Raw genomic sequence first — 24,322 nt, forward strand, 5'->3', positions numbered from 1 at the left:
GTTCAATCAATCAGGGCCAGCAAGTCGGTATCACCGACGTCCACGCCCGCCTGGGTCAGCAATGTGGTTGCCTGGCCCCGGTGGTGGGTCTGGTGGTTGAAAAAATGCATCAGCAGTGCAAAGAACGGCTTGTGGTTCGCCACGCCGCGCATGTTGTGGTACTGCAGACGCTGGTCCAGATCGGGTTCGCACAGGCTGTTGGCCCAGTCGATGATCAGTTGGTCCAGCCAGGCGCGGCGGGCCGCCAGCTCGCGCAGGTTGGCGAAGGCCAGTTGCTTCAAGTCAGAAGGCGTGGCAATCGACGCTAATGGCGCCAGCCGGGCAAAGCCTGCCGGATGTTCGGCAAATCGCTTGAGCCACACCGTGTCCCCGAGTGTCAGGTGATTGAGTGTGCCGAGGATCGAGCCGAAGAACGCCTGCCGGTCCGTGGTCAGTTCTGCGTCGCTAAGCTGGCTGGCGGCGGCATACACCTTGCGGTTCATCCACTGGTTGTAGTCAGCCATCAATAGAATGTGCTCAAGACGGTTCACGTGGTTTCTCCTTCAACGTGGTGAGGCCATCATAAAGCGTGCCCGCCCGGCGGTCTTGGTGTTCCTGCGGCGGCAAGCTATGGTTGATAAACGCCAATACTGTGCTGCGGGAGAGTGACACCATGAATACCGGCAATTTACTTGAACAGTTGCTGCGTGCCAGCCAGCAAGGCGGCGGGGCCTCGGGCGGTGGCCTGGGTGGTTTGCTGGGCGGCTTGCTGAACCGTTCCGGCAGCGGCAACGCTTCGGCAAGTGGTGGGCTGGGCGGTTTATTAGGTGGCCTGGGCGGATTGTTGGGCGGTGCGCCGGCCGGTGGCACTCCCCAAACGCGTTCCGGCGGCATGAACTATGCGGCATTGGCCTCCTTGGGGATGGCCGCGTTCCAGGCGTATCAGGCCTGGCAACGCCAGCAGGCCAGCGCACCGCAGCAAGCGATTCAGACGGTTGACCAGCTTGACGGGCAGGCAGCTGAAGCCCATAGCCATGCGGTGTTACGTGCTTTGATTGCGGCAGCCAAAGCCGATGGCAGGATTGATGACAACGAGAAGCAAATGATCTCAACCGAAATAGGCCGTCATACCGATGAGCCGCAGTTGAAGCAGTGGCTCAACGACGAAGTCGCCAAGCCGCTGAATGCCGCAGATTTTGCCGAATATGCCGCTGATCCAGGCTTGGCGTCCGAGATCTACCTGGCCAGCGTGATGCTGGTCGACGATCAGCAGGATGCAGAGCGCAGCTACCTGGACGAACTGGCCGCGCAGTTGCAGATCGACGCGAACCTGCAACTGCACCTGGAGCAACAGGCCAAAGCTTAAAACCGTACGGTTGCGCCAGTGGTCAACCATTGGTTGTGATCACCGGTAAGGCTCTGGCCAATCACCACATCCACATCCACCCGCTTGCCCACATGGAAGCGCGGCCCGGCCTGCCACGCCTGGTCACCACCTTCCTGGCCATAGCGTTCACCGATCAGCGTCAGCGCGTCTGCCAACTGGTACTCAAAACCGGTGCCCCAGGTGAGGCGGTGGTTTTGCTCACCGCCGTTGTAGGCATGGGTCCAGCCGCCATTGAGGCTCAGGCGCAATGCCTGCTCCGGTTGCCAGGTCAATGGCACATTAAAGTCCGCGCCGTCGAACGCATGTTGGCGGTCCAGGGCAAAGTGGCTGGTGGCAGACACCGCGATTTGCAGCCCCAACGCCTCCTGCGACCACACTTGGGCCTTCACCTGCGGGCTGATTTGCGTCTCGGCGTCGCCGGCATTGCTGGCGCGCGACAGTGCCGCGCTCCACTCCACGGCAGGCAGTGCGCTGAAGGTGCACGCCGGGTTAAGCGTCTGGTTATGAATGTTGCCTTGATGGCGGTTGGCGGTGTACCAGGCGTCGACGCTGCACTCACCCGGATCGTTGATCCCGCCGTCGTCGACCACATAGGAACCGCCGGCCGCCTGGGCTTTGGAAAACAGCGCGATCAGTAAGATAAGGCCGAGTGTGGTACCGACAAAAATCAGGTTACGTTGCAGCGCGCGGCGCTTGGCCGGTGGCAGCAGCAACAGGGTATGGCGAGCGCCCCGGTAGTGACGTTCGCGGTATTTGGCGAACCCGTCCGGGCGCTGTGGGCTGTGTTTTTTGTGCATGATGCACCTCGTTTGAATTCAGCTTTCTACGGTCAGCACCGAAATGCCGCTGGCTTTGGCCTGGCACACCAGCTCCAAGGTGTCGTCACCACCCGGCAGGGCGATGATCACGTCGGGGCGGCTGTCGGCGAGCATGAAATGGTTGCGCTGGCGTTCCGCCTGCTTGCCGTGGCGTTGCCAATTGGGCGGGTAGCGCACCACGTCGATGCGCATTTCCCGCGCCCATTCCTCGATGTCGCTGCCGAGGAACTGGTTGCCGCCGTGAATCAACACCTGCACGGGGCGCAGGCGGTGGTAGGCGTCCAGCACTTGGCGGGACTTTTTGGTGTCAGCGTAATGACGACCTGCACAGATAAGCACGCGCATAGTCAGGGTCCTTGTGATGCACGGTGGCGGCCGGGCGACCGCCACCGTTTAAACGGCGGGGGTGATCAGTACCACTGCTTGAAGCGGCGGATGTAGATCGTTTTCATCAGTTGTGCCACGCAGCAGTAGGCGAGCAGGGTGCCGACCAGCCATGGGAAGTACGCCAGCGGCAGCGGCTCCAGGCCCACCAGGGTGCCCAGCGGCGAGAACGGTACGTAGATCCCCAGCCCGATGACGATGGCGGTCATCATTAACACCGGCCAGGCGGCCGTGCTCTGGAAGAACGGGATCTTGCGAGTGCGCAACATGTGCACCACCAGGGTTTGCGAGAGCAGGCCCTCGATAAACCAGCCGGACTGGAACAGCGTCTGCATTTCCACGCTATTGGCGCTGAACACGTACCACATCAGCGCAAAGGTGGTGATGTCGAAGATCGACGAGGTCGGCCCGATCCAGATCATGAAGCGGCCGATGTTTTTGGCATCCCACTTGCGCGGTTTGGCCAGGTATTCCTTGTCCATCTTGTCCCACGGCAAGGCCAGCTGGGAGATGTCGTACATCAGGTTTTGCAGCAGCAAGTGAATGGCCAGCATCGGCATGAACGGGATGAACGCACTGGCCACCAGCACCGAGAACACGTTGCCGAAGTTGGAGCTGGCGGTCATGTTCAGGTACTTCATGATGTTGCCGAAGGTTTCGCGGCCCTTGAGCACGCCTTCTTCCAGCACCATCAGGCTCTTTTCCAGCAGGATGATGTCGGCCGATTCCTTGGCGATATCGGTGCCACTGTCCACCGAGATACCCACATCGGCATCACGCAGCGCCGGGGCATCGTTGATGCCGTCGCCGAGGAAGCCCACGGTGTGGCCGTTGGCTTGCAGGGCTTTAAGTACGCGGGACTTCTGCAGTGGCGTGAGCTTGGCAAACACCGTACGTTCTTCCACGCGGCGCAGCAGGGTGGCATCGTCCATCGCTTCGATTTCCACGCCCAGCAGCGGCTGGCCGGGTTCCAGGCCGACCTGGCGGCAGATCTTGCTGGTGACCACGGCGTTATCGCCGGTCAACACCTTCACGGCCACGCCGATTTGTTGCAGCGCGGCAATCGCCGGGCCTGCGGTTTCCTTCGGTGGGTCAAGGAAGGTCAGGAAGCCCTGGATCACCAGGTTGCGCTCATCGGCGGTGGTGTACTGCTGGCGCGCCATGGATTTAGGGATATTGCGCGTCGCGACCACCAGGACGCGGAAACCGTCCTCGTTGTAGTCGTTGGCCAATGCCAACAGTTCTTCGCGGCGTTGATCATCCAGCGGCACGGCGGTGCCACCTTCGAGCATGTGCGTGGAGATGCTCAACATCTCTTCCACGGCGCCCTTGCACACCAGCAATTGGTCGCCGGCCGTGTCGCGCACCACAATCGACAGGCGACGGCGCACGAAATCAAATGGCAGTTCATCGACCTTGCTGTAGGCCAGCGGCAACTGGAACTTGGGGTTCTGCTCCGAGAACTGCACCACGGCCTGGTCCATCAGGTTTTTCATGCCGCTCTGGTGGAAGCTGTTGAGCCAGGCCAGGGACAGCACCGCGTCATCCCGTTGGCCGAAGGCGTTGACGTGATGCTCAAGGATGATTTTGTCCTGGGTCAGGGTGCCGGTTTTGTCGGTGCACAGTACGTCCATCGAGCCGAAGTTCTGGATCGCATTGAGGCGTTTGACCACCACTTTGCGCTTGGCCATGGCCGTTGCGCCTTTGGCTAGGTTGGCGCTGACGATCATCGGCAGCATTTCCGGGGTCAGGCCCACGGCAACCGCCAGGGCGAACAGGAACGCATCGCCCCAGTCGCCTTTGGAGAAGCCGTTGAGGAAAAACACGATCGGCACCATCACCAGCATGAAGCGGATCAACAGCCAGCTGACGCTGTTCACCCCACGGTCGAAGGCGGTTTGCACACGGGAGCCGACAATCGCCTTGGCCAGTGAGCCAAAGTAGGTGCGTGGCCCGGTGGCGACCACCACGGCCTTGGCGCGGCCGCTGACCACGTTGGTGCCCATAAAGCAGATGTTCGGCAGGTCCAGCAGGTTGCCTTGGTCGGCCGCCAGCGTAGAGGCGGATTTTTGCGTGACATCGCCGAGGGTGTCGTACTTCTCCACCGGCAAGGCTTCGCCGGTCAGCACCGCCTGGCTGATAAACAGGTCGCGGGACTCGATCAAGCGGATGTCGGCCGGGATCATGTCGCCGGCAGACAGCTGCACGATGTCACCGGCGACCAGGTCGCGCATCGGCACTTCGCGCAGGATCGGCTGGCTGCCGACTTGCTCGCGGCGCAGTACCGTTGCGGTGGTGCGCACCATGGCTTTGAGGGCTTCGGCGGATTTGGCCGAGCGGTGCTCCTGCCAGAAACGCAGCAGGCTGCTGAGCAGGACCATGGTCATGATGATGATGACCTTGGTCAAATCCACTTCTTCACCGGCCTGCAATGGCAACCAGTAGTCAGTGACAAAGCTGATCCCGGCCAGGGTCAGCAGTACATAGATGAACGGGTTATTCAGTGCCTGCAGGAACTGGACGATGGCATGAGGCGGCTTGTCGTGGGCCACTTCGTTGTAGCCTTCGCGTTGCAGGCGTGCCGAGGCGTCCAGTTCGGTCAGGCCGTCCTGGGTGGCACGCACATTGGCGAGGGTGGCCGACAGGCCGTTCTGGGCTTCACGGGCGGCACGCATCGACAGCTTGGTGTCGGTTGCAGTGCCATTTTTCTTGTGCAGAGGCGTGTTTTTTACGGCGCTCATTGTCTGTACTCCTGTCGCCAATTCTCGACAAAACATACCCGGTACTTACCTGAATACAGGCGAGCGAAAGCATGCCGAGCCGCGGACTTCGCGATCGGTTTAAATAGGGTGTTCAGATAACTTCTACAGTGCCCGCTTAGTGCGCGTTAGTTAACTGGCGCGCAGCGGGCTACTACTGGATGTGTTCATAACGAACTCCAGACTATTGATTGGGAAGTTGCTGTTTCCAGCTGGTTTAAGCGGCGCGAGTGCTCAGGTAAAACTCGAGCAACAGGCTGGCTTGAGCCAGGGTGGAAACCTGGGGTCTCTGCGGGTCTTGAGGGTCGGCGTGGTCCCAGTGCTGCAGCAATTGGCCGCTGGCAGGGCAGATACGCCAATGCGCCAGCGGGGCAGCCGGACGCAGTTGAGGAGAGGGCGCAGCAAAGGTTGAGCGCGTAGGTGAAAAACCTACAGGCTCGCGGCACAGCTTGGCGCGCAGGGCTGCGGCCAGCGTGCGAATGTCAGGCAAAACAATCAATTGAAAGGTCATAACACACCTCGGGACCGGACGGGCGACCGGTGAGGCAGTTACGGTGGAGCATCAAGCTCTAGCGCAGCTTACCGGACCTGGAAGGCGAGTCCTGTCATATTCTGGGTTTGGCGCCCGATGCCCGCGTGAGCGGTGCTCGGACAGCGACTAGATACTGTGTCCATTGGCTTCTTTTGTGAGGTTTAAAAAAGGCCCCAGTTGTGGGCAGGGGCAATCTACTCAGCTGGTTACAAAATGTCAACGCATAGTTGGTTAAATGCGTCGGTGTTCAGAGTTCATTCAGATAAGCCGCACCGACAAGTTGTGCGATATATAACTTCATATACCGTGTGCGGCCAGAACTGCCAGATAGATCAGTACCAAACCACAGGCGCCGTAACTGATGCGTTGCCATAACGGTGAGGCGTTCTTGCGCAGCAGGTTGACCAGCGCTGCAATCAGAAAGCACGACAACACCGATGCCAGCATAAAGCCCGCAAAAAATATCAGCGTTTGCCCAGGGCTGGGCGTGGTGCCGACGATGCCGGACAAGGCGCTGCCCAGCGCGCCCCAATAGACAATGTTTTTCGGATTGGCCAGGGAAATCGCCGCGCCTACCACCAGCGCATTTTGCCTGGAGCTGGCGGGCGCGCTGCTCGACTCGGGCAAGTGCCAGGCATCGATCAAGCTGCGCATCCCCAGCCAGGCCAGGTACAGCGCGCAGACCACCGTTAGCGGCACACGCACCGCGTCATGCTGGATCAGCAAGGCGATGCCGGTAAGGCCGATCACCGCCCACACCGCATCGCCTACCAGCGAGCCGATCTGCACCAGCAAGGCCGGGGTGAAACCGTGCAGCAGGCCCCGGCGCAGCGTCTCTGCCAGCACCGCGCCGGGAGACAGGCAAAACACAAAACCGAATACCAGCGCGTAAAAGAAGATCGTCAACATGCCCGTGTTCCTTCAAGAGAGGGCGGGCAGTGTGGCCGCAGGTGGGCCGGGCGTCTTGAACCAGATTGCGCTTCAGCGTTTAAACAACACGCTTTGATAGCGGCCGGGCGTGATGCCATAAGCGGCGCGAAAATGCCGGTTGAGGTGGCTTTGGTCAGCAAAGCCCAGGTCATGGGCGACCTCGCTGGCCGCTATGCCATTGCGCAACAAGCCTTTGGCGCGGCGGGTGCGCAGTTGCATCGCCCATTGTCGCGGGCTGAGCCCGGTTTCCTTCTGGAAGGCGCGCAGCAGGTGAAATTTGGACAATCCCAGCTCATCGCCGAGGTGGTCCAGGGGCAACACTTGATGCAAGTGCGCAGCCAGCAATTCCTGGGCGCGGCTGATCATGCTTTTGCCCGTTGCTGTGCTGCCAGGTACACGCACACCACTGACGCCGACCACCTCACCCAGTAGCAACACCAAGGCTTCCTCATTGAGATCGCGGACCAATGCGTCGGTACTCAAGGCGCCTTTCACCGCCACTGCCAGGCGCTGCGCCAGATCAGGCTGAAAGCACAACGAACGATCGAACTCCAACTGCGCCAACCCAAGGTCAGCCGCCATTTGGTTGGCTGTGGCATACAGGCTGACAAACTGCCAGGGCGCGCCTTGTGCCGCGCCGCCGCCCTGAATCTGACCGGGGTTGTACAGCGTGATGCTGCCCGGCCCGGCTTCGAATTCGCGGCGGTCGAGCCAGACCTTTTCCTCACCGACCAGGTTTACGCCGATCACGCATTCATCATGGCTATGGCGGGCAAAGGTCAGGCCGGTGCAAGCGGTGCTGCTGACTTCGTAATTGCCCAGCCAGGCGTGATATATGGCGCTCATGCGTCAGCTCCAAAGGCGTTCAGCATGAGCATACGCTGACAGGGCCGCTCAAATCGACCGTTGGCTGACACGCTGCGTCAGGGTTGTGCTCGGATTTGGCAACCTGGTCATCCGCTTCTCCAGTTACGACTGCGCGATGTGGTCGAGTTCGGTCTTCAGCTCGGCAGGGCTAAGGCTGGCCAAGTGCAGAGCGAAAAACGCCCTGCAGCGCCTGGCGATGATGTCCAATGTGGTGTTGAAGGCCGCGTCGATACTTGCCTCGTTACCGTCAATGTCGGACGGGTCTTCCAACCCCCAATGCGCCTTGACCGCCGGCCCGAAATATACCGGGCACGCTTCGCCCGCAGCTTTGTCGCACACGGTAATCACCACATCCGGCGGGCTGCCCTCAAAGGCCTCATTGCCCTTGCTGTACAGACCTTCGGTGCTGATGCCCGCGGCCTGCAACGTGCTCAGGCTGCGCGGCAGCACCTGGCCTTTGGGGAAGCTGCCGGAGCTGATCGCCTCAAAACCTGGGGGCGCCAGGTGGTTGAACATCGCCTCGGACAAGATGCTGCGGCAGCTGTTGGCGGTACACATGAACAGGACTTTCATTGTGGTATCTCCTTCAGAGACTCAGGCGCAAGGCGAGGGCGGCGAGGGTGATCAGCAGCACCGGCAAGGTCAGCACGATGCCGACCTTGAAGTAGTAACCCCAGGTGATGGTGATGCCTTTGCGCGCCAGGATATGCAGCCACAACAAGGTGGCCAGGCTGCCGATCGGGGTGATCTTGGGGCCCAGGTCGCTGCCGATCACGTTGGCGTAGATCATCGCGTCCTTGACCACGCCCACGGCATGGCTGGACTCGATCGACAGCGCGCCGATCAGCACCGTCGGCAGGTTGTTCATCGCCGACGACAACAGCGCCGTCAGCACGCCGGTGCCCATGGCCGCGCCCCATACGCCGTAGGTGGCAAAGGTGTCGAGCCAGGTGGCGAGGTAGGTGGTCAGGCCGGCGTTGCGCAGGCCGTAGACCACCAGGTACATGCCCAGGGAAAAAATCACGATCTGCCACGGCGCTTCTTTCAACACTTTGCGCGTAGAGATCTTGTGGCCCTTGGCGGCGATCACCAGCAGCAACACAGCGCACACGGCGGAAATCGCACTGATGGGAATGCCCAGCGGCTCTAACGCGAAACAGCCCACCAGCAAGATGCCCAACACCCACCAGCCGGCACGAAAGGTCGCACGATCATGGATGGCGCTGGCGGGGTCTTCGAGGTCGGCCGGGTCGTAGGCCTGGGGAATATCCCGGCGAAAGAACCACAGCAGGACCGCAAGGGTGGCGGCGACACTGACGAAGTTCACCGGCACCATCACCGCCGCGTATTCGTTGAAGCCGATCTTGAAGTAATCCGCCGAGACGATATTCACCAGGTTCGACACCACCAGCGGCAGGCTCGCGGTATCCGCGATAAACCCCGCGCCCATCACAAACGCCAGGGTCGCTGCCGGAGAAAAGCGCAAGGCCAGCAGCATCGACATGACGATGGGCGTAAGGATCAACGCGGCGCCGTCGTTGGCAAACAGCGCCGAAACCAGCGCGCCCAGCAGCACCATATAGGCAAACAGCCGCCGGCCACGGCCACGGCCCCAACGCGCCACATGCAGGGCGGTCCAGGCAAAGAAGCCAGCCTCGTCGAGCAACAGGCTGATGACAATCAGCGCAACAAAGGTGCCGGTGGCGTTCCAGATGATGTGCCACACCACGGGGATATCCGCCAGGCTGATGACCCCGCAGGCCAGGGCCAGAATGGCGCCCATGCTTGCACTCCAGCCGACCCCCAGGCCCTTGGGCTGCCAGATGACCAGGACGATGGTGAAGATAAAAATGCCAATTGCGACAAGCATGAATTAACGCTCCGATGGCTCAGCAGCAGGTGCTGGCCCGTTGTGGTCGGTCGCCCATGGCAGCAAGACGCTGCGCGTCGTGATGCAACCAGGGCTGGTTGGCTTGCAAGGTGGTGTCCAGCACTTGAGTGACCCATGCGGGCAGTGCCGGGTTGATGCGGTAGTAGATCCATTGGCCCTGACGACGATCCAGCAGCAACCCGCCACTGCGCAGTTGCGCCAGGTGACGGGAGATCTTTGGCTGGCTGTCGTCCAGAGCATGGATCAGTTCGCACACGCAAAGTTCGCCTTCGCGCAGGATCAATAACGTCAGGCGGGCGCGGGTGGCGTCGGCCAGGCATTTGAACAGAGTGGGCGGGGAGAGGGGATCCGACATGATCAAGGTCTTTCATATATGGTTATACGAATATACGAATATCCATATATGTAGGTCAAATCCTGATTTCGATTGATGTGGATCAAACGCCCTTCAATCCGCCACAAGTGACTGAAATTAAAATGAAACACGAATGTCCTAAAGTGCCTGCCCATTGCTGATGAAGGATGAACCCGCGTGACCCGTGCCACTCGCAACCTGCGCAAGACCCTCGATTCCGTCGCGGACAATAACGAAACTGCGGCGTTTGACCTGATGCGCGCCGTCGAAAAACTCGGCGATGAAGTGCTGCGCCAACGCCTGCTCAATACCATTCACCGGCTCAATCAGGACGCCCATGAACTGCGTGAGGCGCGTGAATCGGTGGAGCAGGTGTCGGTCAAGCTCGCCTGAGTGCGCAAGATCGTTCAAGACAACCTGCTTTAAACGCTGGCATGCTTGTCGACTGTTTGTCGATGAGCCGTCTCCATGCCTGCTGCCTTACCGCATTACGCCTTCGCCCGCGGCGCCATCGCCGTTATTCCGTTATCCCTGGCCTGTGCGCCGTGGGGGCTGCTCGCCGGCTCCATGGCCATCGACGCGCAATTTACCCCGCTGCAGGCCCAGGGCTTGTCCGCCATCGTGTTTGCCGGTGCCGCGCAGTTGGTGGCCATCGGCATGGTCAAGAGCGGCGCCAGCCTGATTTCGATTGTGCTGACCACCTTGCTGCTGACTTCCCAGCACTTGCTGTATGGCATGCACATGCGCCCGACACTCTCGTCACTCAACGCCCGTTGGCGCATGAGCCTGGGCTTTTTGCTCACTGATGAGTTCTTCGCACTGGTCAACCACTATGACCGTGAGACGTTCAATCGCTGGTATGCGTTGGGGGTGGGGCTGACGTTTTACATCGCCTGGAACCTTTTTACCCTGGCCGGCATTGTGCTTGGCAAAAGCATTCCCGGGCTCGACCAGTTGGGGCTGGAGTTTTCGATTGCTGCGACCTTTATCGCGTTGATTACCCCGGTGGTGCGTGATGTGCCAACGGTGGTGTGCGTGGCGGTGTCGCTGCTGTTTTCGGTGTGGCTGAGCTTTCTGCACTGGGAGTCGGCGGTGGTGGTGTCCGGGGTGTTGGGCATGAGTGCAGGGTTTGCCTGCAAGCGACTGGGGGGAGGGCAGAAGTGATCTACATCATGATTGTGGCCATGGGGCTGGTGGTTTTCCTTAACCGTTACCTGTTTATCGAGCCGCGTTTGCCGGTGCGGCTTAACCGTGGGGCGCGGGAGTTTTTGGGGTTTGCAGTGCCTGGGATGCTGACAGCGATTTGCGGGCCGATCATTTTTCTTGCTGACCATAAGTTGAATCTGAGCCCGGGTAATCCTTATTTGCTGGCGGGTGTTTGTGCGGTGGCGTTGATGTTCTGGACGCGTAGCGTGTTGATTACGGTGCTGTTGAGCATGGGGTTGTTTTATTTGTTTCGCTGGTGGTTTTGAGGGGCACGCCTTGGTGTTGCTTTTGCTGTGGCAACCCCGGCTCCCACAGGTTGACCGCATCTCGCCCTGAAATCGCAGGCAAAAAAAAGCCCGCGGGAGAGCGGGCAGAAGGGATACTTCTTAAAAATGAGCCTGCTGACTATAGGGGCCAGGCGCATCCTTCACAGTGAAACAAAGTTCATGCACGCATCAGACAATCACCGGAGAGTGGTAAAGTCGCATTTTTTCCAAAGGAAGCAATGGCATGCGAAAGCTGGTAATTGGCGCATTGGCAGTGGCCGCACTGTCCGGCTGTGCGGGCTCGAAGATGAAGGACGCGCGCAGCGGTCAGCCCTACAAGACCCTGGCGTCGGACAAGGCCACATTGGTGGTAGCCCAATGCATTCAGTTCGGCTGGCAGGACGAGGCGGTGTTCGGCGTTGATGCCGGTGGCTTCAAAGAGCCGCTCGAAGCCGGTGGTTTTACCGTCTACACCACGGGCGGTGACTACTTCGCCGATGTGCGCGTAGCCGGTGGCGGCTCCAGCGTCAACTACTATGCCGCCCAGGACACGATGCCGGCCAAGCGTCGATTGGCCGCACTGGCAACCTGTCTGTAGGCTGTCTCCCTAGCATTTTTCGGAAACGCCCGGCGGGACAGTCGCGGGGCATAGGTTTATCATTCGTTTCGCTCGCTCGACGTGATGGCTCTTTACCAGTACACGGACGTCGAGGCCTTACCGTCGAGCGGGCCTCGTTTTCTTCCTAGCGCGGCATGTAGCCCAAGTGCCAGCGCCGGGGAATCTTCAGTGACACCAGCCCCAGCACGGCGGCCAATGCGCCACTGACCAGCAGCGCCTTGAGCCCGAACTGGTGCTCCAGCACCGCGCCGATCACGGCGCCCACGAACATGCCGACCCACGGCACCAATTGCACCCGCCAACCATTACGCCGCTCCCCCAGTATCCAGCGCCCCAGCCCGCGGCCAAAACGTGAGAGCGCGCCGGTCACATAGGTCAGGCCCACCGGCAAACCATTGACCTCTTCCACGGCCGCATTGAGCATGCCCATGGCCAGGATCGCCGCCAGCAGCGCCGGCAACGTATCGTCGAAGGGCCACAGCGCCGCGCCGCACAACAAGGCGGCGATGCACAGCAGCAAAGGCAGCGCATGCCGGCGGCTGAAGCGGCTGACCACTACACCCAGGGCGTTGCCCAGCACAAACATCGCCACCAGCAACAGCAGGCGCCCGGTCAGGCCCAGGTCGCCGGCGCTGATCGCCACCGCCAGGCGCGTGGTGTTGCCGCTCATGAATGAAACAAAATCCCCGCTGGCCATAAAGCCAATCGCATCGGTCATGCCCGCCAGCACCGACAGGCTGGCCACCAGCATCAAGCCGACCCGCCCGCGCCAGCGTTGGCGATGGGCAAGTGCTGCATTGGCGTAAGGCCTTTGGGACGAAGGCAACATAGGACCGGGCTCCGCGGTGAGATTATTCGGCCACTACCGTAGGACGCTTCGGCCGCGCGTGCAATGACCTCAGACACTTTCCAGTCGCCAGCCGCCGGGCTGCCAGATCAAATGGTGGGTCGGCCGGATCGCCTGGATGAACGCCTCGTCATGGGATACCGCGACAATCGCCCCGGTAAACCCGCGCAGCGCCTGTTCAAAGGCCAGTACCGATTCCAGGTCCAGAGGGTTGGTGGGCTCGTCCAGCAATAGCAGTTGCGCCGGGGAATCGCGCCACAAGGCGATCGCCATTGCGGCTTTCAAGCGTTCGCCGCCGCTCAGTTGGCCGGTGGGTTGGGTGACGCGCACCGCGTCCAGTTGCAACAAGGCCAGGCGCGTGCGCAGCTCGGCTTCGGCCAGAGGCGTGTCGAGCAGGTTGAGTTGTTCCACGATGGAACGCTCATCCATCAGCAGCGCCAGGTGCTGATCGATATACGCGGCGGGTATCGACACCGTGCAGGCGCCGCTGACCGCCTGCCATTGGCCTGCCAGCAGCTTGAGCAGCGTGGACTTGCCGCACCACGCACGGCCACGCGTACCGGGCCGATCAGGTTGAGCGAGAGGTAAGTCGCCGGCTGGTGCGGGTCGAGCCACGGCAGTTGGGCATGCTCCAGGGTGAGTAGGTGTCGGCCGTTGGGCAAGGCCGAGCCGGGCAGGGCGAGCAAGGTCGGGGTTTCATCGGCGACACGCGCATAAGCCTGGCGCACCTGCCCATCCAGCTCATTCTTGTAGGCGTGGTGAGCGCTGCGCACCGTGCTGACGATTTCCTTGGCGGCGCCTTTCCAGCGGGCTTTGGTAAAGCGATCAACGTTGGCGGTTTCGGCGTGCTTGCGTGAGCGTGCGGCATTGCGTTGCAGGTTGTCGTGATCTTTTTGCAGGCGCTTGCGTTCGCGGCTGCGTTGCAGGCGAGCATGCTCGAGCGCCATGGCGGCAGCGTGCTGCTCGGTATCGCGCTGCTGGCGATAGGCAGCGTAATTGCCGCCATACACACGCATGCCAAGGGGCGACAGCTCGACGATGCGCGCCAGGGTATTGAGCAGCTGTCGATCATGGCTGACCACCACCAAACCGCCGCGCCACTCGCGCAAAACCCGCAGCAGCCACTCGCGTCCATGGCTGTCGAGGTGGTTGGTGGGTTCATCCAGCACCAGCAGATCCGGCGCCGCCAATAGCGCACCGATGACGGCAACCCTGGCCAACTGGCCGCCACTCAGCTGATTGGCTGGCGCGTCAAAGCCGAGCGCGTGTAAACCTGCGCCATCGAGTGCGGCACGCAAGCGTTCGGCAAGGTCCCAGCGATCGTCAATCAGCTCAAGGTCACCGGCCCGGGCCTCGCCTCGGGCCATGCGCCCAAGCGCGGCCAGGGCTTGGGCGGTATCGGTGATCTGCGCAAGGCTTGCTCCCGGTTGCAGCGTCAGGCTCTGTGCGACGTAAGCTACGCGGGCCTTGCCGTCCAGCGTACCGGAAGAGGGCGCAAGCACCCCGGCAAGCAGCTTCGCCAGGATACTTTTACCGCGACCATTACGGCCGACAATCCCGGTGGGTGTGTAATCAATGGACAGGGTGAGGTCTTCCAGCAAGGTTTCGCCATTGGCGAACTGGAAGCACACGTGTTGCAGGGAAACCAATACGGGCAGGCGTTTGACGTCAGTCATCAGCACCTCCAAAAAAATGTCGAACAGGCCAACAAGCGCGCCAGGCGGCTGGTTGCAGGTACATTTTGGAAGGCTTAGTGGTTCACGTCGGCGCTCATCCCGTGAGTCAGAAGGGACCCGAAGGCTAACCCGGCTTGGCGCCCTTGGGCAAGTCGCTGGCCAATTGCTCGAGGAACATCGCCAGCGCGACTTCTTCGGCTTTGAGGCCCTTGCGCACCCGTGGTTTGGGCAGTTTGGACAGTTCGCCCAGGCTGAAATGCTCCAGCACGGCAGGGTGGATGTAGCACTTGCGGCACACTGCCGGTGTATTGCCCAACTGCTTGGCGACATCTTTAACCATCGCCACCACGTGGCGCTTGGCATCGGATTCGGGCTGCCACTCCAACTCGCGCAACACCGCCAGGGCCATGGCGGTACCGGCCCAGGTGCGGTAATCCTTGGCGGTGAAATCGGCGCCGGTGAGGCTGTGCAAATAGGCATTCACGTCGTGGGAACTGACAGTGTGGCGCTCGCCGTCTTCGTCCAGGTACTGAAACAGATTCTGCCCCGGCAACTCCAGGCAGCGCTTGACCACCGTGGCCAGGCGCCGGTCCTTGACGCTGACCTGGTGCTCGACGCCACTCTTGCCGCGAAACTGGAACTGGATCTCGCTGCCCTTGATGTCCACATGGCGGTTGCGCAGGGTGGTCAGCCCGTAGGATTTGTTGTCGCGGGCATATTGGGTGTTGCCGACGCGGATCAGTGTGGCGTCCAGCAGCATCACCACGGTGGCCAGGACTTTTTCACGGGTGAACCCCGGCGCGGCGATTTGCGCTTCCAATTGCTTGCGCAGTTTGGGCAAGGCATTGCCGAACTCTTGCAGGCGCGAGTATTTGTCGGTGTCGCGCACTTCGCGCCAGCGCGCGTGATAGCGGTACTGCTTACGGCCTCGGGCATCACGGCCGGTGGCTTGCAGATGCCCGCGCGGGTCGGCGCAGATCCATACATCGGTGTAGGCCGGTGGCACGGCCAGGGCATTCAGACGTTTGATTTCATCGGCATCGGTGATGCGCTGGCCTTTGGGGTCGACGTAGTGAAACGTGCCACGCAGCTTTTTGCGGCGGATGCCGGGTTGGGTGTCGTCCACATAATGCAGGTCGCGGGGCAGGTCGGCAGGCAGCGCAGAGTCAGGCATGGTGCAGGTTCCTTGGCAACAGATCAGGCCGGTATACCTGATTGACCACAGGGTTTTGCGCGGGTGCCAAATACTTACGCCAACACCGCCACCGCCTTGATTTGCGCCCACAACGCCTGGCCCGGATGCAGGTGCAGTTGGTCGCGGGAGAAACGGGTAATCCTCGCCAGCAGCGGCGTACCGCCGGCATCCAGGCGCACCAGCACGTGGGCGCTGTTGTCCGCCGCTATTTCCTGGGTGACCGTCACCGGCAAGCGGTTGAGGATGCTGCTGGCTTCCTCGGCGTGCAGGCTGAGGCTGACGTCGCGCGCCTGCACCTTGACCCGCAACGGTTTGCCCAACGCCAGCGGTGCATGAGCCACGCGCATTTGCAACGGGCTGTCGGGCAATTGCAGGGTGAGCAGTTGATAGTGTTCATCGTAGGCAAGCACGCTGCCATTGATGACCACCCCGGCGTCATCGCCCAGCGCCATCGGCAAGTCCAGGCGTGCCAGGGTTTCGCCGATGGGGCCGCTGGCCAGGGCCTTGCCGTCACTTAACAGCACGATGTGATCGGCCAGGCGCGCGACCTCGTCCTGGGCATGGCTGACGTACAGCACCGGAATATCCAACTCATCGTGCAGGCGTTCGAGGTAGGGCAGAATCTCGCTTTTGCGCTTGCTGTCCAGGGCCGCCAGGGGTTCATCCATCAACAACAACTGCGGGCTGGTGAGCAGCGCGCGGGCGATGCCGACGCGCTGACGTTCGCCGCCGGACAAGTGCTGCGGGTGGCGTTCAAGCAAGTGGCCAATGCCGAGCAGTTCGGCCGCCTGGGCCAGGTGCACGCGGCGAAGCGAGCGTGCAATACGCTTGAGGCCGAATTCCAGATTGGCGCGCACCGACAAATGCGCAAACAGGCTCGCCTCCTGGAACACATAACCCAATGCGCGCTTATGCGGCGGCACAAATATGCCGTTGCGGCTGTCTTGCCAGACCTCACCGTTAATTTGGACCAACCCGTCTGCAGCCCGCTCAAGCCCGGCGATACAGCGCAGGCAGGTGGTCTTGCCGGAGCCGGAATGCCCATACAGTGCGGTTACGCCACGGCCGGGCAGGTGCAGGTCGACGTCCAGCGCAAAACCTGGGTACTTCACGTTCAGGCGTACATCCATCATGGCGGTCAGCTCCAGCCCATCTTGGTTTTACGGCTGGAATAGAGCGCCAGCAATACGAGAAAAGCGAACACCACCATGGAGCCGGCCAGCCAGTGGGCCTGGGCGTATTCCATGGCCTCGACGTGGTCGTAGATCTGCACCGAGACCACGCGGGTCTTGTCGGGGATATTGCCGCCGATCATCAGCACCACGCCGAACTCACCGACGGTGTGAGCGAAGCCCAGAATCGAGGCGGTGATAAAACCAGGGCGGGCCAGGGGCAGGATCACCGTGAAAAATGTGTCCCAAGGGTTGGCGCGCAGCGTCGCCGCCACTTCCAGTGGGCGCGTGCCAATGGCGGAGAAGGCGTTTTGCAGCGGCTGCACCACAAACGGCATGGAATAGATCACCGAGCCGATCACCAGCCCGGCGAAACTGAACGTCAGGGTGCCCAGGCCCAGCCATTGGGTGAACTGGCCGAAATAACCGTTGGGGCCCATGGTCAACAGCAGGTAAAAACCGATGACCGTCGGTGGCAACACCAACGGCAACGCGACAATCGCGCCTATGGGGCCGCGCCACCAGGAGCGGGTGCGCGACAGCCACAGGGCAATCGGAGTGCCGATGATCAGCAAGATCACAGTGGTCAGTGACGCCAGTTTGAGGGTCAACCAGATGGCGGAAAAATCGGCACTCGACAGCGGCATATTCAGTGGGCCAATTCGTAACCGTAGGACTTGATCACCGCAGCGGCTTTTGGCCCCTTGAGGTATTCAACCAAGGCTTTGGCCGCCGCGCTGTCCTTGCCTTTATTGAGGATCACCGCGTCTTGCTTGATCGGGTCATGCATGGCCGCCGGAACGATCCACGCCGAACCGCTGGTGACCTTGCCGTCCTTGTAGATCTGCGACAGTGCGACAAAACCCAGCTCGGCGTTGCCGGTGGACACGAACTGGTAGGCCTGGGTGATGTTCTGGCCTTCGACCAGTTTGTCCCTGACCTTCTCGGTCAAGCCTTCTTTAGCCAGCACTTGAGTGGCCGCCAGGCCATAAGGCGCCGCTTTCGGGTTGGCGATGGACAGGTGTTTGAAGTCGTTTTTCTTCAGCACGTCGCCCCTGGCATCCACATAACCTTCTTTGGCCGACCACAGCGCCAGGGTGCCGACCGCGTAGGTGAAGCGTGAACCTTTGACCGTGTCGCCTTCGCTTTCAAGCTTTTGCGGGGTGGTGTCATCGGCGCTGAGGAACACTTCGAACGGCGCGCCGTTCTTGATCTGGGTATAGAACTGGCCGGTAGCGCCGTAGGCGGCGACCAACTTGTGGCCGGTGTCTTTTTCGAAATCGGCGGCCATCGCCTGGATCGGCGCGGTGAAGTTGGCGGCGACAGCCACCTGGACTTCATCGGCGTGGGCAGTGCCGAAGGCAAAGGCGGCAATAAGGGGGGCCAGGCGTGAAGCGCGGATCATCATGAAGCAGCTCCTTGGGGGTGTACGGCATGCTCTAGGTAAAAGGCTTTATCGCTATGTATGAGAATATATAGCGGTTGGCCATTGCCGGTACAGTGCAAAGTTGCCCCAAGTGTCAGTCGCGCTTGAGCCTGGCCAGCACCTGTTCGGCCAGCTGACGGGTCAGGTCATACGTGGAAATATCTCTACCCAGACGCAGTGCCTGGCCTGCCCACAGGTTGCTGAAGCCGGCTTCATCCCTGGCCTTGAGCGGCATCAGGGCGCCGCCAGAGGTGGGGAATGCCGGTGCCGTTGGGTTGATCGCGCCCAGTTCACGCATCACCCGATTGACGATGCCGCGCGCCGGGCGGCCGGTGAACAGATTGGTCAACGCGGTTTCGCTGGCCTGGGCATGGCGCAAGGCATAGTGGTGTGACCCGCTGACGTTGGCTTCAGGGGTGAACAGGTACGCGGTGCCGATTTGCACCGCCGAGGCACCCAGGGCGAATGCCGCGACGACGCCGCGTGCATCGCCAATGCCGCCTGCGGCGATCACCGGCACCTTCACCGCGTCAACAATTTGCGGCACCAGCGCCATCAAGCCGATTTGGGTGTTGAGGTCGTCACTGAGGAAAATCCCTCGGTGCCCGCCCGCTTCAATGCCCATTGCAATGATTGCATCGCAGCCATGCTGTTCGAGCCATATGGCTTCTTCAACGGTGGTCGCCGAGGACAGCACCTTGGCACCGGTGGCTTTAACCCGATCGAGCAAGGCTTGTTCCGGTAGCCCAAAGTGAAAGCTCACCACCTCGGGGCGAAACTCTTCGACGACTTTGCAGGCGGCTTCGTTGAATGGCGCGCGGTTGGACACCGGGGTGGGTGCATCAAAATCGGCGCCCAGTTCGCGGTAGTAGGGTTCCAGCAACGCCTTCCAGCGCTGGTCACGCGCTTGATCAGCCGGTGGCGGTTGGTGGCAGAAGAAATTGACGTTGATCGGGCCATTGCTGGCTTGGCGAATGGTGCTCAAGGCTTCGCGCAGTTGCTCGATGCTCAGCGCGGCGGCGGGCATTGAGCCCAAGGCGCCAGCCTGATTGGCGGCAATGACCATCGTGGTGGTGGTGGCGCCGGCCATCGGCGCCTGGATGATCGGCACGTCGATGCCCAGCAGGTCGAGAATGCGGGTGTCTGGCCAGGTGCTCATGGGATGCGTCTCCAGCGTGAGTAAGACTTTGCGCTGTTTTAGCAGGGCCATTGGTACCCGGCCAGTCTGTTTTATTCACTGGACGAGGTAGCGGTTTCGTGCCTTGGCGTCAGTCGATGGCATGCCCCAATACTGTATGAATGCGTTCGGCGATATGCGCGACGTGGGTTTCCAGCGCGAAGTGGCCGGTGTCCAGCAACTCGATCACGGCATTGGCATTGTCGCCCTTGTAGGCGTGGGCGCCGGGTGGAATGAAGAACGGGTCGTGCTCGCCCCAGATCACTAGCGTTGGCACCTGCGTGGCTTTGAAAAATGCCTGGAATTGCGGGTACAGGGTGAGGTTGTTGCGGTAGTCGAGAAACAGGTCCAACTGGATCTCGTCGTTGCCGGGGCGCTGCATCAACAGCACATCAAGCATGTAGGACTCCGGCGCAATCAACTCAGGTGTACTCACGCCGTGCAGGTATTGGTAGCGCGTGCCTTCCAGGCTGATCACCGCGTTGCGGATCACCTCGCGGTTGGCCTGGCTGGGCTCGGCCCAATAGGCACGAATCGGTGCCCAGGCATCGCCGAGGCCTTCCAGGTAAGCGTTGCCATTTTGCGAGACCAGCGCGCTGACCCGCTGTGGGTGCGCCACCGCCAGCCTCAGGCCAACCGGTGCGCCGTAATCGAAGACGTACAGGGCGTAGCGCGTGAGTTTCAGTGCATCGACAAAATGCCCCACGGTGGTTGCCAGGTTGTCGAAGCTGTAGTGGTAGTCGCGTTCTGCAGGCACTTCGGTAAAGCCGAAACCTGGCAAGTCCGGCGCGATCACCCGAAACCGCGTGGCCAGCAGCGGGATCAGGTCGCGGTACATATGCGAAGAACTCGGAAAGCCGTGCAGCAGCAACATCACCGGGGCCGCCGGGTCGCCGGCTTCACGGTAGAACATGCGCACGCCGTCGGCGTCGACGTGGTGGTAGCGAACGACAGGGGCTTGGATAGACATGATCAGTACGCCTTTTGTAACTTGATTGGTTTGTTTTAGTGGTTACTTCGTCTAAAAATCTGCGCTCAAAATTGTAACCTGTCAAACGTTTTATACCGGTTATAAACTTGCCGGATGTAACTACACAAAAATGAAAATAACGGTTACGATTGCGCCGTGATCAAGAGGATTCACCATGGCCATCTCTGCGCCCTCAGTTGCACCGCTCGAACCTTATGTCCTGGCCGATGAGCCCGTGCTGGACATGCTTAATACCCTGGCGACTATCGACGGCGTGCCGTGGGATTTCTGGCAGGCGGACGCGGACGTGCAGCGTTGGCTGGTGCGTTTGCAGTGGGCCGAGGCGGGCGGCATTCCGGTATTTGATGACGGTGCGTTGCTGCGCGCCGCGCGGGAGCTGCGTGAGGTGATTCGTGAATTGGTCGCCGCACGCAAGCAGGGCCAGGCGGGCAACCCGGCGGCCCTCAATGGCTTTTTGCGCAAGGCGGTGAGCCACCCGCAGCTGCTTTGGCCGGCATCCGGCGCGCCGCAATTGGAGCGCCAACGCAAAGTGCAGACCGCCGAGCAATTGTTGTCGCCGCTTGCCGAGGCCGCGGCTAATTTATTGGTGGCAGGCGACTTCAACCTGATTCGCCGCTGCGAGCATCCGGAATGCATCCTGTGGTTTTATGACCGGACCAAGGCTCACAAGCGCCGCTGGTGCAGCATGGCCTTGTGTGGCAATCGGCATAAGGTGGCCGAATTCCGTAAACGAAAACTGGGGCTTTAACGGCGCGGGCGCTGCAAGCGATCAAATAACAGCCGGTGTCTATACCGGTATTCCCTAGGGTTTCACCGACTGTTCGCGCTCCAACAGTTGCCGTTTGCGCGCTACGCCCCAGCGGTAGCCCGACAGCTCTCCATCACTGCGCACCACGCGGTGGCAGGGAATCGCCACCGCCAGGCTGTTGGCGCCACAGGCCTGGGCCACCGCGCGAAATGACTTGGGCGCGCCGATCTGCGCAGCTATCTGCGCGTAGCTGGCGGTGCTGCCCACCGGGATGTCGCGCAGTGCTTGCCACACCCTTTCCTGAAAGGCAGTGCCGCGCAAATCCAGGGGCAAATTCAAACCCAGGGCAGGGGCTTCGATAAAACCCACGACCTGGGCGATCAACTGTTCGAATTCATGATCTGCACCGACCAGTTCGGCTTTGGGGAACTGGTCTTGCAGGTCGCGCAGCAGGGCGTCCGGGTCATCGCCCAATAAAATCGCACACACGCCGCGTTGGCTTTGCGCCACCAGAATCGCCCCCAGCGAACATTGGCCCACGGCAAACAAAATCGTGCTGTTGGTGCCGCCGGCTTTGTAGTCGCTGGGCTTCATGCCAAGCACTTGATTGGCGGATTCATAAAAGCGGCTGTTGGAATTAAAACCCGCGTCATACAACGCATCCGTCACCGAATGCTCGCCCTTGAGGCTGTGGCGGACTTTGCGCGAACGCAAGGCGTTGGCGTAGGCCTTGGGTGTCAGCCCGGTCACCGCTTTGAATACGCGGTGAAAATGGAACACGCTTAGCCCGGCGCCATGGGCGAGGGCTTCCAGGCTGGGCGCGGTTTCGGCCTGCTCGATCTGCCTGCATGCCTCGGCCACCAGCTGGGCGTGATGGGCCGCCAATTGCGTCTGGTCGCCGGCCGCGCGTTTGCTCGGGCGATAACCGGCCGCTTCAGCTTGTGCCGGGGTGTCGAAGAACTCGATGTTTTCCCGGCGTGGCAACCGCGAGGCGCTGCTGGGACGGCCATACACGCCGGTGGTTTTAACGCCGTAGACAAACACGGCGTCGGCCTTGGCATCGCGGGCGACGATAGCGGCCCAGCGTGGGTCTTGTTCGGTGGTCATGGCCTGCACTCTTGACGGATCACGGCCAGATTAACCGCGTTGCTGATGGCCGACACTCTGAAGCTTGCGGTCAAATTAGCCGGCGGTGCGAAAGGTCAGGTTGATGCGCTGCGGGCCCATGACCGCATGCACGCCTTCCTTGATTGGCATCACCCCATGAAAACGCAAGCGATCGACACCGCCCCAGACCACTACGTCGCCGTGGAACAGTGAGATTTTTTGAGTTTTGCTGCTGCGCTCATGGCCGCCAAACAGAAAGATCGCCGGCAGGCCCAAGGAGACTGAAACCACAGGCGCGCTATAGGCGCGTTCGTTTTTATCCTGATGCAGGGACATCTTGGCGCCGGGCACATAGCGGTTGATCAGGCAGGCGTCCGGGGCAAATGCGCTGAAGCCAGCTTCGGCTGCGGCAAGCGTGGCCAATTCACGCAACGTCTCGGGCATAGCCGGCCAGGGCTGCTGATTGCGTGGGTCAATGGGGCTGTAGCGGTAGCCTGCGCTGTCGGTGGTCCAACCCAATGCGCCGCAACTGCTCAGTGCAGCCGACATGGTGAAACCGCCGGGTGTGACCATTTGCCGGAACGGCGATTGGGCCAACACCCGTCGCAACTCGGGCAGCAGGCGGTCGATCCAGGGCAGGGCGAAGCCCTTTAGCACGTAGGACTCTTCGCCAATCTGCTCGCGCCCCGCCGGTTGCTGCAAGGCATCCTCAGCGAACAGATCAGCCGTCGGGCCTGGCATGGTTTACAGCGCCTTGCTCACGGTGATGTCGGTGATTTCATCGGTGGCATCGTGGATTTTTGCCAGGGCTTCCTTGGCTTCTTCAACGCTTCCCGATTGCAGCAGGGCGAATTCAAAGCGACGTTCGCCATTGAGCTTGTACTTCATAACGTATTTAGTCACAGCGGTTTTCCTGTCGAGGGTTCGGCTCAGCTTAGTTTGGTGCTGGTGCGGCGAACAATGCGAATCTTGTGGGACAACGCAGGTTTGCGGGTAACGCTGATGGCGCGGCGCGTGACCACATCCAGGGTAATGTTCCAGAACCCGGTGCTGGGGGCGGTGATTTTCGCCGGGAATTTGTCAAACGCGCCGCCATGGTAGGTGTGGCGGCCGCCGTTCTTGAAACTGCGGAAATTGGCATCGCTCATCAGGCGAATGTTGCAGGTCTGCGAGCATTCGATGACAACGATGTCGCCCTCGTTGAGGTGCTCGCGCTGGTGGATGAATTTCATGGGGGTGTCTCCAGAAGGGCTTTTTCTGAAAAATCAGAATGATACGTAGGTTAAGATAGAGTTTATCAGCCCTGACGCGATTATTATCGGGTCGTCGTCGACGACTTCGACAATTTAAAACAGTTATTTCCCGAGTTTTCAGAGATAAATCCTACATATGCGGGAGAAATTTCCTCTCTACGCTGTCGTAGGGTCTTTATCGGAGGTTTAAGTATGAAGTGGAGTGTGTTGGTTCTGGCCTTGGCGTTAGGTGGATGTGCTTCGGTTGCAGATATCAAGCAGACCCCGCCAACCTTAGTGGTTATTTCAGGCAAAAAACCGCCTGAATATGCCGCGTGTGTGGTCCGAAAACTGGAAGCGACGCGCCGGCCGCCGCAGATTGAGCCGCATAAGGACGGTGTACAGGTTATTGTGCCGCAGAAATTCTCGGCCGACCCTTCGGCAATCTTCGAGATCGAAGAGCGCTCCAGCGGCAGCAGTATCAAGCTCTATGAAAGCATGTCAAATGTGCCGATTCGCCCAGGCGACATCAAGAAAGCCGGGGAGGATTGCATCTCCGGCTGAGCCTCTGGTTTATCCGCGTACTGAACCCGATAGAAAAGCCTGACCCTGCCGTTGCAGCGTCAGGCTTTTTTTTGCGTCTATCGGAGTGTTCTCGCCTGAGGATCATTGCCCTACTGTTTGTAGGCCTATGCGTTTGTAGTCTAAGCCTATAACTATAAGGGAGGAGCCGTGATGATGTTTCTGGAACGACTGTC

The 24,322-nt window shown here is 60.7% G+C and carries 28 protein-coding genes and 1 pseudogene; 7 read left to right on the forward strand and 22 right to left on the reverse strand.

What is annotated here, in order from left to right; genetic code table 11:
- Positions 1-2: 2 nt before the first annotated feature.
- Positions 3-530, reverse strand: a complete 528-nt coding sequence (locus BLV67_RS04230; protein ID WP_069787466.1) for a DinB family protein — start codon at positions 528-530, stop codon at positions 3-5.
- A gap of 122 nt (positions 531-652) precedes the next feature.
- Between BLV67_RS04230 and BLV67_RS04235 the strand changes: the two genes are divergently transcribed.
- Positions 653-1,345: a tellurite resistance TerB family protein gene (locus BLV67_RS04235; protein WP_065929953.1), complete on the forward strand. Its 693-nt coding sequence runs from the start codon at positions 653-655 to the stop codon at positions 1,343-1,345.
- On the opposite strand, the gene BLV67_RS04240 is transcribed toward BLV67_RS04235, so the two are convergent.
- The 9 genes from BLV67_RS04240 to BLV67_RS04280 all read right to left on the reverse strand — a co-directional run bounded on the left by BLV67_RS04240 (position 1,342) and on the right by BLV67_RS04280 (position 9,902).
- The gene (locus tag BLV67_RS04240; RefSeq protein WP_069787467.1) at positions 1,342-2,163 is read right to left on the reverse strand and encodes a hypothetical protein; all 822 of its coding nucleotides are present in this window, start codon (positions 2,161-2,163) and stop codon (positions 1,342-1,344) included. The genes BLV67_RS04235 and BLV67_RS04240 overlap by 4 nt on opposite strands.
- An 18-nt stretch (positions 2,164-2,181) precedes the next feature.
- A complete protein-coding gene (locus BLV67_RS04245) occupies positions 2,182-2,529 on the reverse strand; it encodes a DUF2493 domain-containing protein (protein ID WP_065929955.1) in 348 nt (115 codons plus the stop codon).
- 65 nt (positions 2,530-2,594) lie between these two features.
- Positions 2,595-5,309: a magnesium-translocating P-type ATPase gene (mgtA, locus tag BLV67_RS04250; RefSeq protein WP_065929956.1), complete on the reverse strand. Its 2,715-nt coding sequence runs from the start codon at positions 5,307-5,309 to the stop codon at positions 2,595-2,597.
- Between the two features lie 235 nt (positions 5,310-5,544).
- The gene (locus BLV67_RS04255; RefSeq protein ID WP_065929957.1) at positions 5,545-5,838 is read right to left on the reverse strand and encodes a hypothetical protein; all 294 of its coding nucleotides are present in this window, start codon (positions 5,836-5,838) and stop codon (positions 5,545-5,547) included.
- A 318-nt stretch (positions 5,839-6,156) separates the two neighbouring features.
- Positions 6,157-6,768: a LysE family transporter gene (locus BLV67_RS04260; RefSeq protein ID WP_069787468.1), complete on the reverse strand. Its 612-nt coding sequence runs from the start codon at positions 6,766-6,768 to the stop codon at positions 6,157-6,159.
- A gap of 72 nt (positions 6,769-6,840) precedes the next feature.
- Positions 6,841-7,635: an AraC family transcriptional regulator gene (locus BLV67_RS04265; RefSeq protein WP_065929959.1), complete on the reverse strand. Its 795-nt coding sequence runs from the start codon at positions 7,633-7,635 to the stop codon at positions 6,841-6,843.
- A 123-nt stretch (positions 7,636-7,758) separates the two neighbouring features.
- The gene (locus tag BLV67_RS04270) at positions 7,759-8,229 is read right to left on the reverse strand and encodes an arsenate reductase ArsC (protein WP_065929960.1); all 471 of its coding nucleotides are present in this window, start codon (positions 8,227-8,229) and stop codon (positions 7,759-7,761) included.
- A 13-nt stretch (positions 8,230-8,242) separates the two neighbouring features.
- A complete protein-coding gene (locus tag BLV67_RS04275; protein ID WP_069787469.1) occupies positions 8,243-9,526 on the reverse strand; it encodes an arsenic transporter in 1,284 nt (427 codons plus the stop codon).
- A 19-nt stretch (positions 9,527-9,545) separates the two neighbouring features.
- Positions 9,546-9,902: a metalloregulator ArsR/SmtB family transcription factor gene (locus BLV67_RS04280; protein ID WP_065929962.1), complete on the reverse strand. Its 357-nt coding sequence runs from the start codon at positions 9,900-9,902 to the stop codon at positions 9,546-9,548.
- A 177-nt stretch (positions 9,903-10,079) separates the two neighbouring features.
- Between BLV67_RS04280 and BLV67_RS04285 the strand changes: the two genes are divergently transcribed.
- From BLV67_RS04285 to BLV67_RS04300, 4 genes are all read left to right on the forward strand, one after another.
- On the forward strand, positions 10,080-10,295 hold the full coding sequence (locus tag BLV67_RS04285) for a hypothetical protein (protein WP_065929963.1): 216 nt from the start codon (positions 10,080-10,082) through the stop codon (positions 10,293-10,295).
- Between the two features lie 75 nt (positions 10,296-10,370).
- Positions 10,371-11,066 (forward strand): AzlC family ABC transporter permease, encoded by a 696-nt coding sequence (locus BLV67_RS04290; protein ID WP_069787470.1) that lies wholly within the window; start codon positions 10,371-10,373, stop codon positions 11,064-11,066.
- Positions 11,063-11,374 (forward strand): AzlD domain-containing protein, encoded by a 312-nt coding sequence (locus BLV67_RS04295; protein ID WP_056860088.1) that lies wholly within the window; start codon positions 11,063-11,065, stop codon positions 11,372-11,374. The genes BLV67_RS04290 and BLV67_RS04295 overlap by 4 nt, the downstream gene beginning before the upstream one ends.
- 244 nt (positions 11,375-11,618) lie before the next feature.
- A complete protein-coding gene (locus BLV67_RS04300) occupies positions 11,619-11,972 on the forward strand; it encodes a lipoprotein (protein WP_065929965.1) in 354 nt (117 codons plus the stop codon).
- A 145-nt stretch (positions 11,973-12,117) separates the two neighbouring features.
- Here BLV67_RS04300 and BLV67_RS04305 read toward each other — a convergent pair whose 3' ends face one another.
- From BLV67_RS04305 to BLV67_RS04340, 8 genes and pseudogenes are all read right to left on the reverse strand, one after another.
- The gene (locus BLV67_RS04305; RefSeq protein WP_069787471.1) at positions 12,118-12,822 is read right to left on the reverse strand and encodes a YoaK family protein; all 705 of its coding nucleotides are present in this window, start codon (positions 12,820-12,822) and stop codon (positions 12,118-12,120) included.
- 69 nt (positions 12,823-12,891) lie between these two features.
- Positions 12,892-14,516 (reverse strand): annotated as a pseudogene (locus tag BLV67_RS04310) (ABC-F family ATP-binding cassette domain-containing protein).
- Positions 14,517-14,640: 124 nt separating this feature from the next.
- Complete coding sequence (locus BLV67_RS04315) at positions 14,641-15,690, reverse strand: DNA topoisomerase IB (RefSeq protein ID WP_065929967.1); 1,050 nt, start codon at positions 15,688-15,690, stop codon at positions 14,641-14,643.
- 74 nt (positions 15,691-15,764) lie between these two features.
- Positions 15,765-16,844, reverse strand: a complete 1,080-nt coding sequence (gene modC, locus BLV67_RS04320) for a molybdenum ABC transporter ATP-binding protein (RefSeq protein WP_069787472.1) — start codon at positions 16,842-16,844, stop codon at positions 15,765-15,767.
- Between the two features lie 5 nt (positions 16,845-16,849).
- Positions 16,850-17,536, reverse strand: coding sequence for a molybdate ABC transporter permease subunit (gene modB / locus BLV67_RS04325; RefSeq protein WP_176727930.1), 687 nt, complete (start codon positions 17,534-17,536; stop codon positions 16,850-16,852).
- Positions 17,533-18,291: a molybdate ABC transporter substrate-binding protein gene (gene modA / locus BLV67_RS04330; RefSeq protein ID WP_065929970.1), complete on the reverse strand. Its 759-nt coding sequence runs from the start codon at positions 18,289-18,291 to the stop codon at positions 17,533-17,535. The genes modB and modA overlap by 4 nt, the downstream gene beginning before the upstream one ends.
- 112 nt (positions 18,292-18,403) lie before the next feature.
- Positions 18,404-19,468, reverse strand: coding sequence for an NAD(P)H-dependent flavin oxidoreductase (locus BLV67_RS04335; protein ID WP_069787474.1), 1,065 nt, complete (start codon positions 19,466-19,468; stop codon positions 18,404-18,406).
- Positions 19,469-19,577: 109 nt separating this feature from the next.
- Positions 19,578-20,456 (reverse strand): alpha/beta fold hydrolase, encoded by an 879-nt coding sequence (locus tag BLV67_RS04340; protein WP_069787475.1) that lies wholly within the window; start codon positions 20,454-20,456, stop codon positions 19,578-19,580.
- A 175-nt stretch (positions 20,457-20,631) separates the two neighbouring features.
- Here BLV67_RS04340 and BLV67_RS04345 point away from each other — a divergent pair, with 175 nt between their 5' ends.
- Positions 20,632-21,225: a CGNR zinc finger domain-containing protein gene (locus BLV67_RS04345; RefSeq protein WP_069787476.1), complete on the forward strand. Its 594-nt coding sequence runs from the start codon at positions 20,632-20,634 to the stop codon at positions 21,223-21,225.
- A 54-nt stretch (positions 21,226-21,279) separates the two neighbouring features.
- On the opposite strand, the gene ada is transcribed toward BLV67_RS04345, so the two are convergent.
- The 4 genes from ada to BLV67_RS04360 all read right to left on the reverse strand — a co-directional run bounded on the left by ada (position 21,280) and on the right by BLV67_RS04360 (position 23,564).
- Positions 21,280-22,332 (reverse strand): bifunctional DNA-binding transcriptional regulator/O6-methylguanine-DNA methyltransferase Ada, encoded by a 1,053-nt coding sequence (ada, locus tag BLV67_RS04350; RefSeq protein WP_069787477.1) that lies wholly within the window; start codon positions 22,330-22,332, stop codon positions 21,280-21,282.
- Positions 22,333-22,407: 75 nt separating this feature from the next.
- Complete coding sequence (gene alkB, locus BLV67_RS04355) at positions 22,408-23,073, reverse strand: DNA oxidative demethylase AlkB (RefSeq protein ID WP_065929975.1); 666 nt, start codon at positions 23,071-23,073, stop codon at positions 22,408-22,410.
- Between the two features lie 3 nt (positions 23,074-23,076).
- Positions 23,077-23,235 (reverse strand): hypothetical protein, encoded by a 159-nt coding sequence (locus tag BLV67_RS32885; protein WP_017135489.1) that lies wholly within the window; start codon positions 23,233-23,235, stop codon positions 23,077-23,079.
- Between the two features lie 26 nt (positions 23,236-23,261).
- Complete coding sequence (locus tag BLV67_RS04360) at positions 23,262-23,564, reverse strand: DUF1883 domain-containing protein (protein ID WP_003173824.1); 303 nt, start codon at positions 23,562-23,564, stop codon at positions 23,262-23,264.
- A 213-nt stretch (positions 23,565-23,777) separates the two neighbouring features.
- Between BLV67_RS04360 and BLV67_RS04365 the strand changes: the two genes are divergently transcribed.
- The gene (locus BLV67_RS04365) at positions 23,778-24,128 is read left to right on the forward strand and encodes a hypothetical protein (RefSeq protein ID WP_065929976.1); all 351 of its coding nucleotides are present in this window, start codon (positions 23,778-23,780) and stop codon (positions 24,126-24,128) included.
- Positions 24,129-24,322 lie beyond the last annotated feature (194 nt).

This window comes from Pseudomonas salomonii, from assembly GCF_900107155.1.
Classification (GTDB): Bacteria; Pseudomonadota; Gammaproteobacteria; order Pseudomonadales; family Pseudomonadaceae; genus Aquipseudomonas; species Aquipseudomonas salomonii.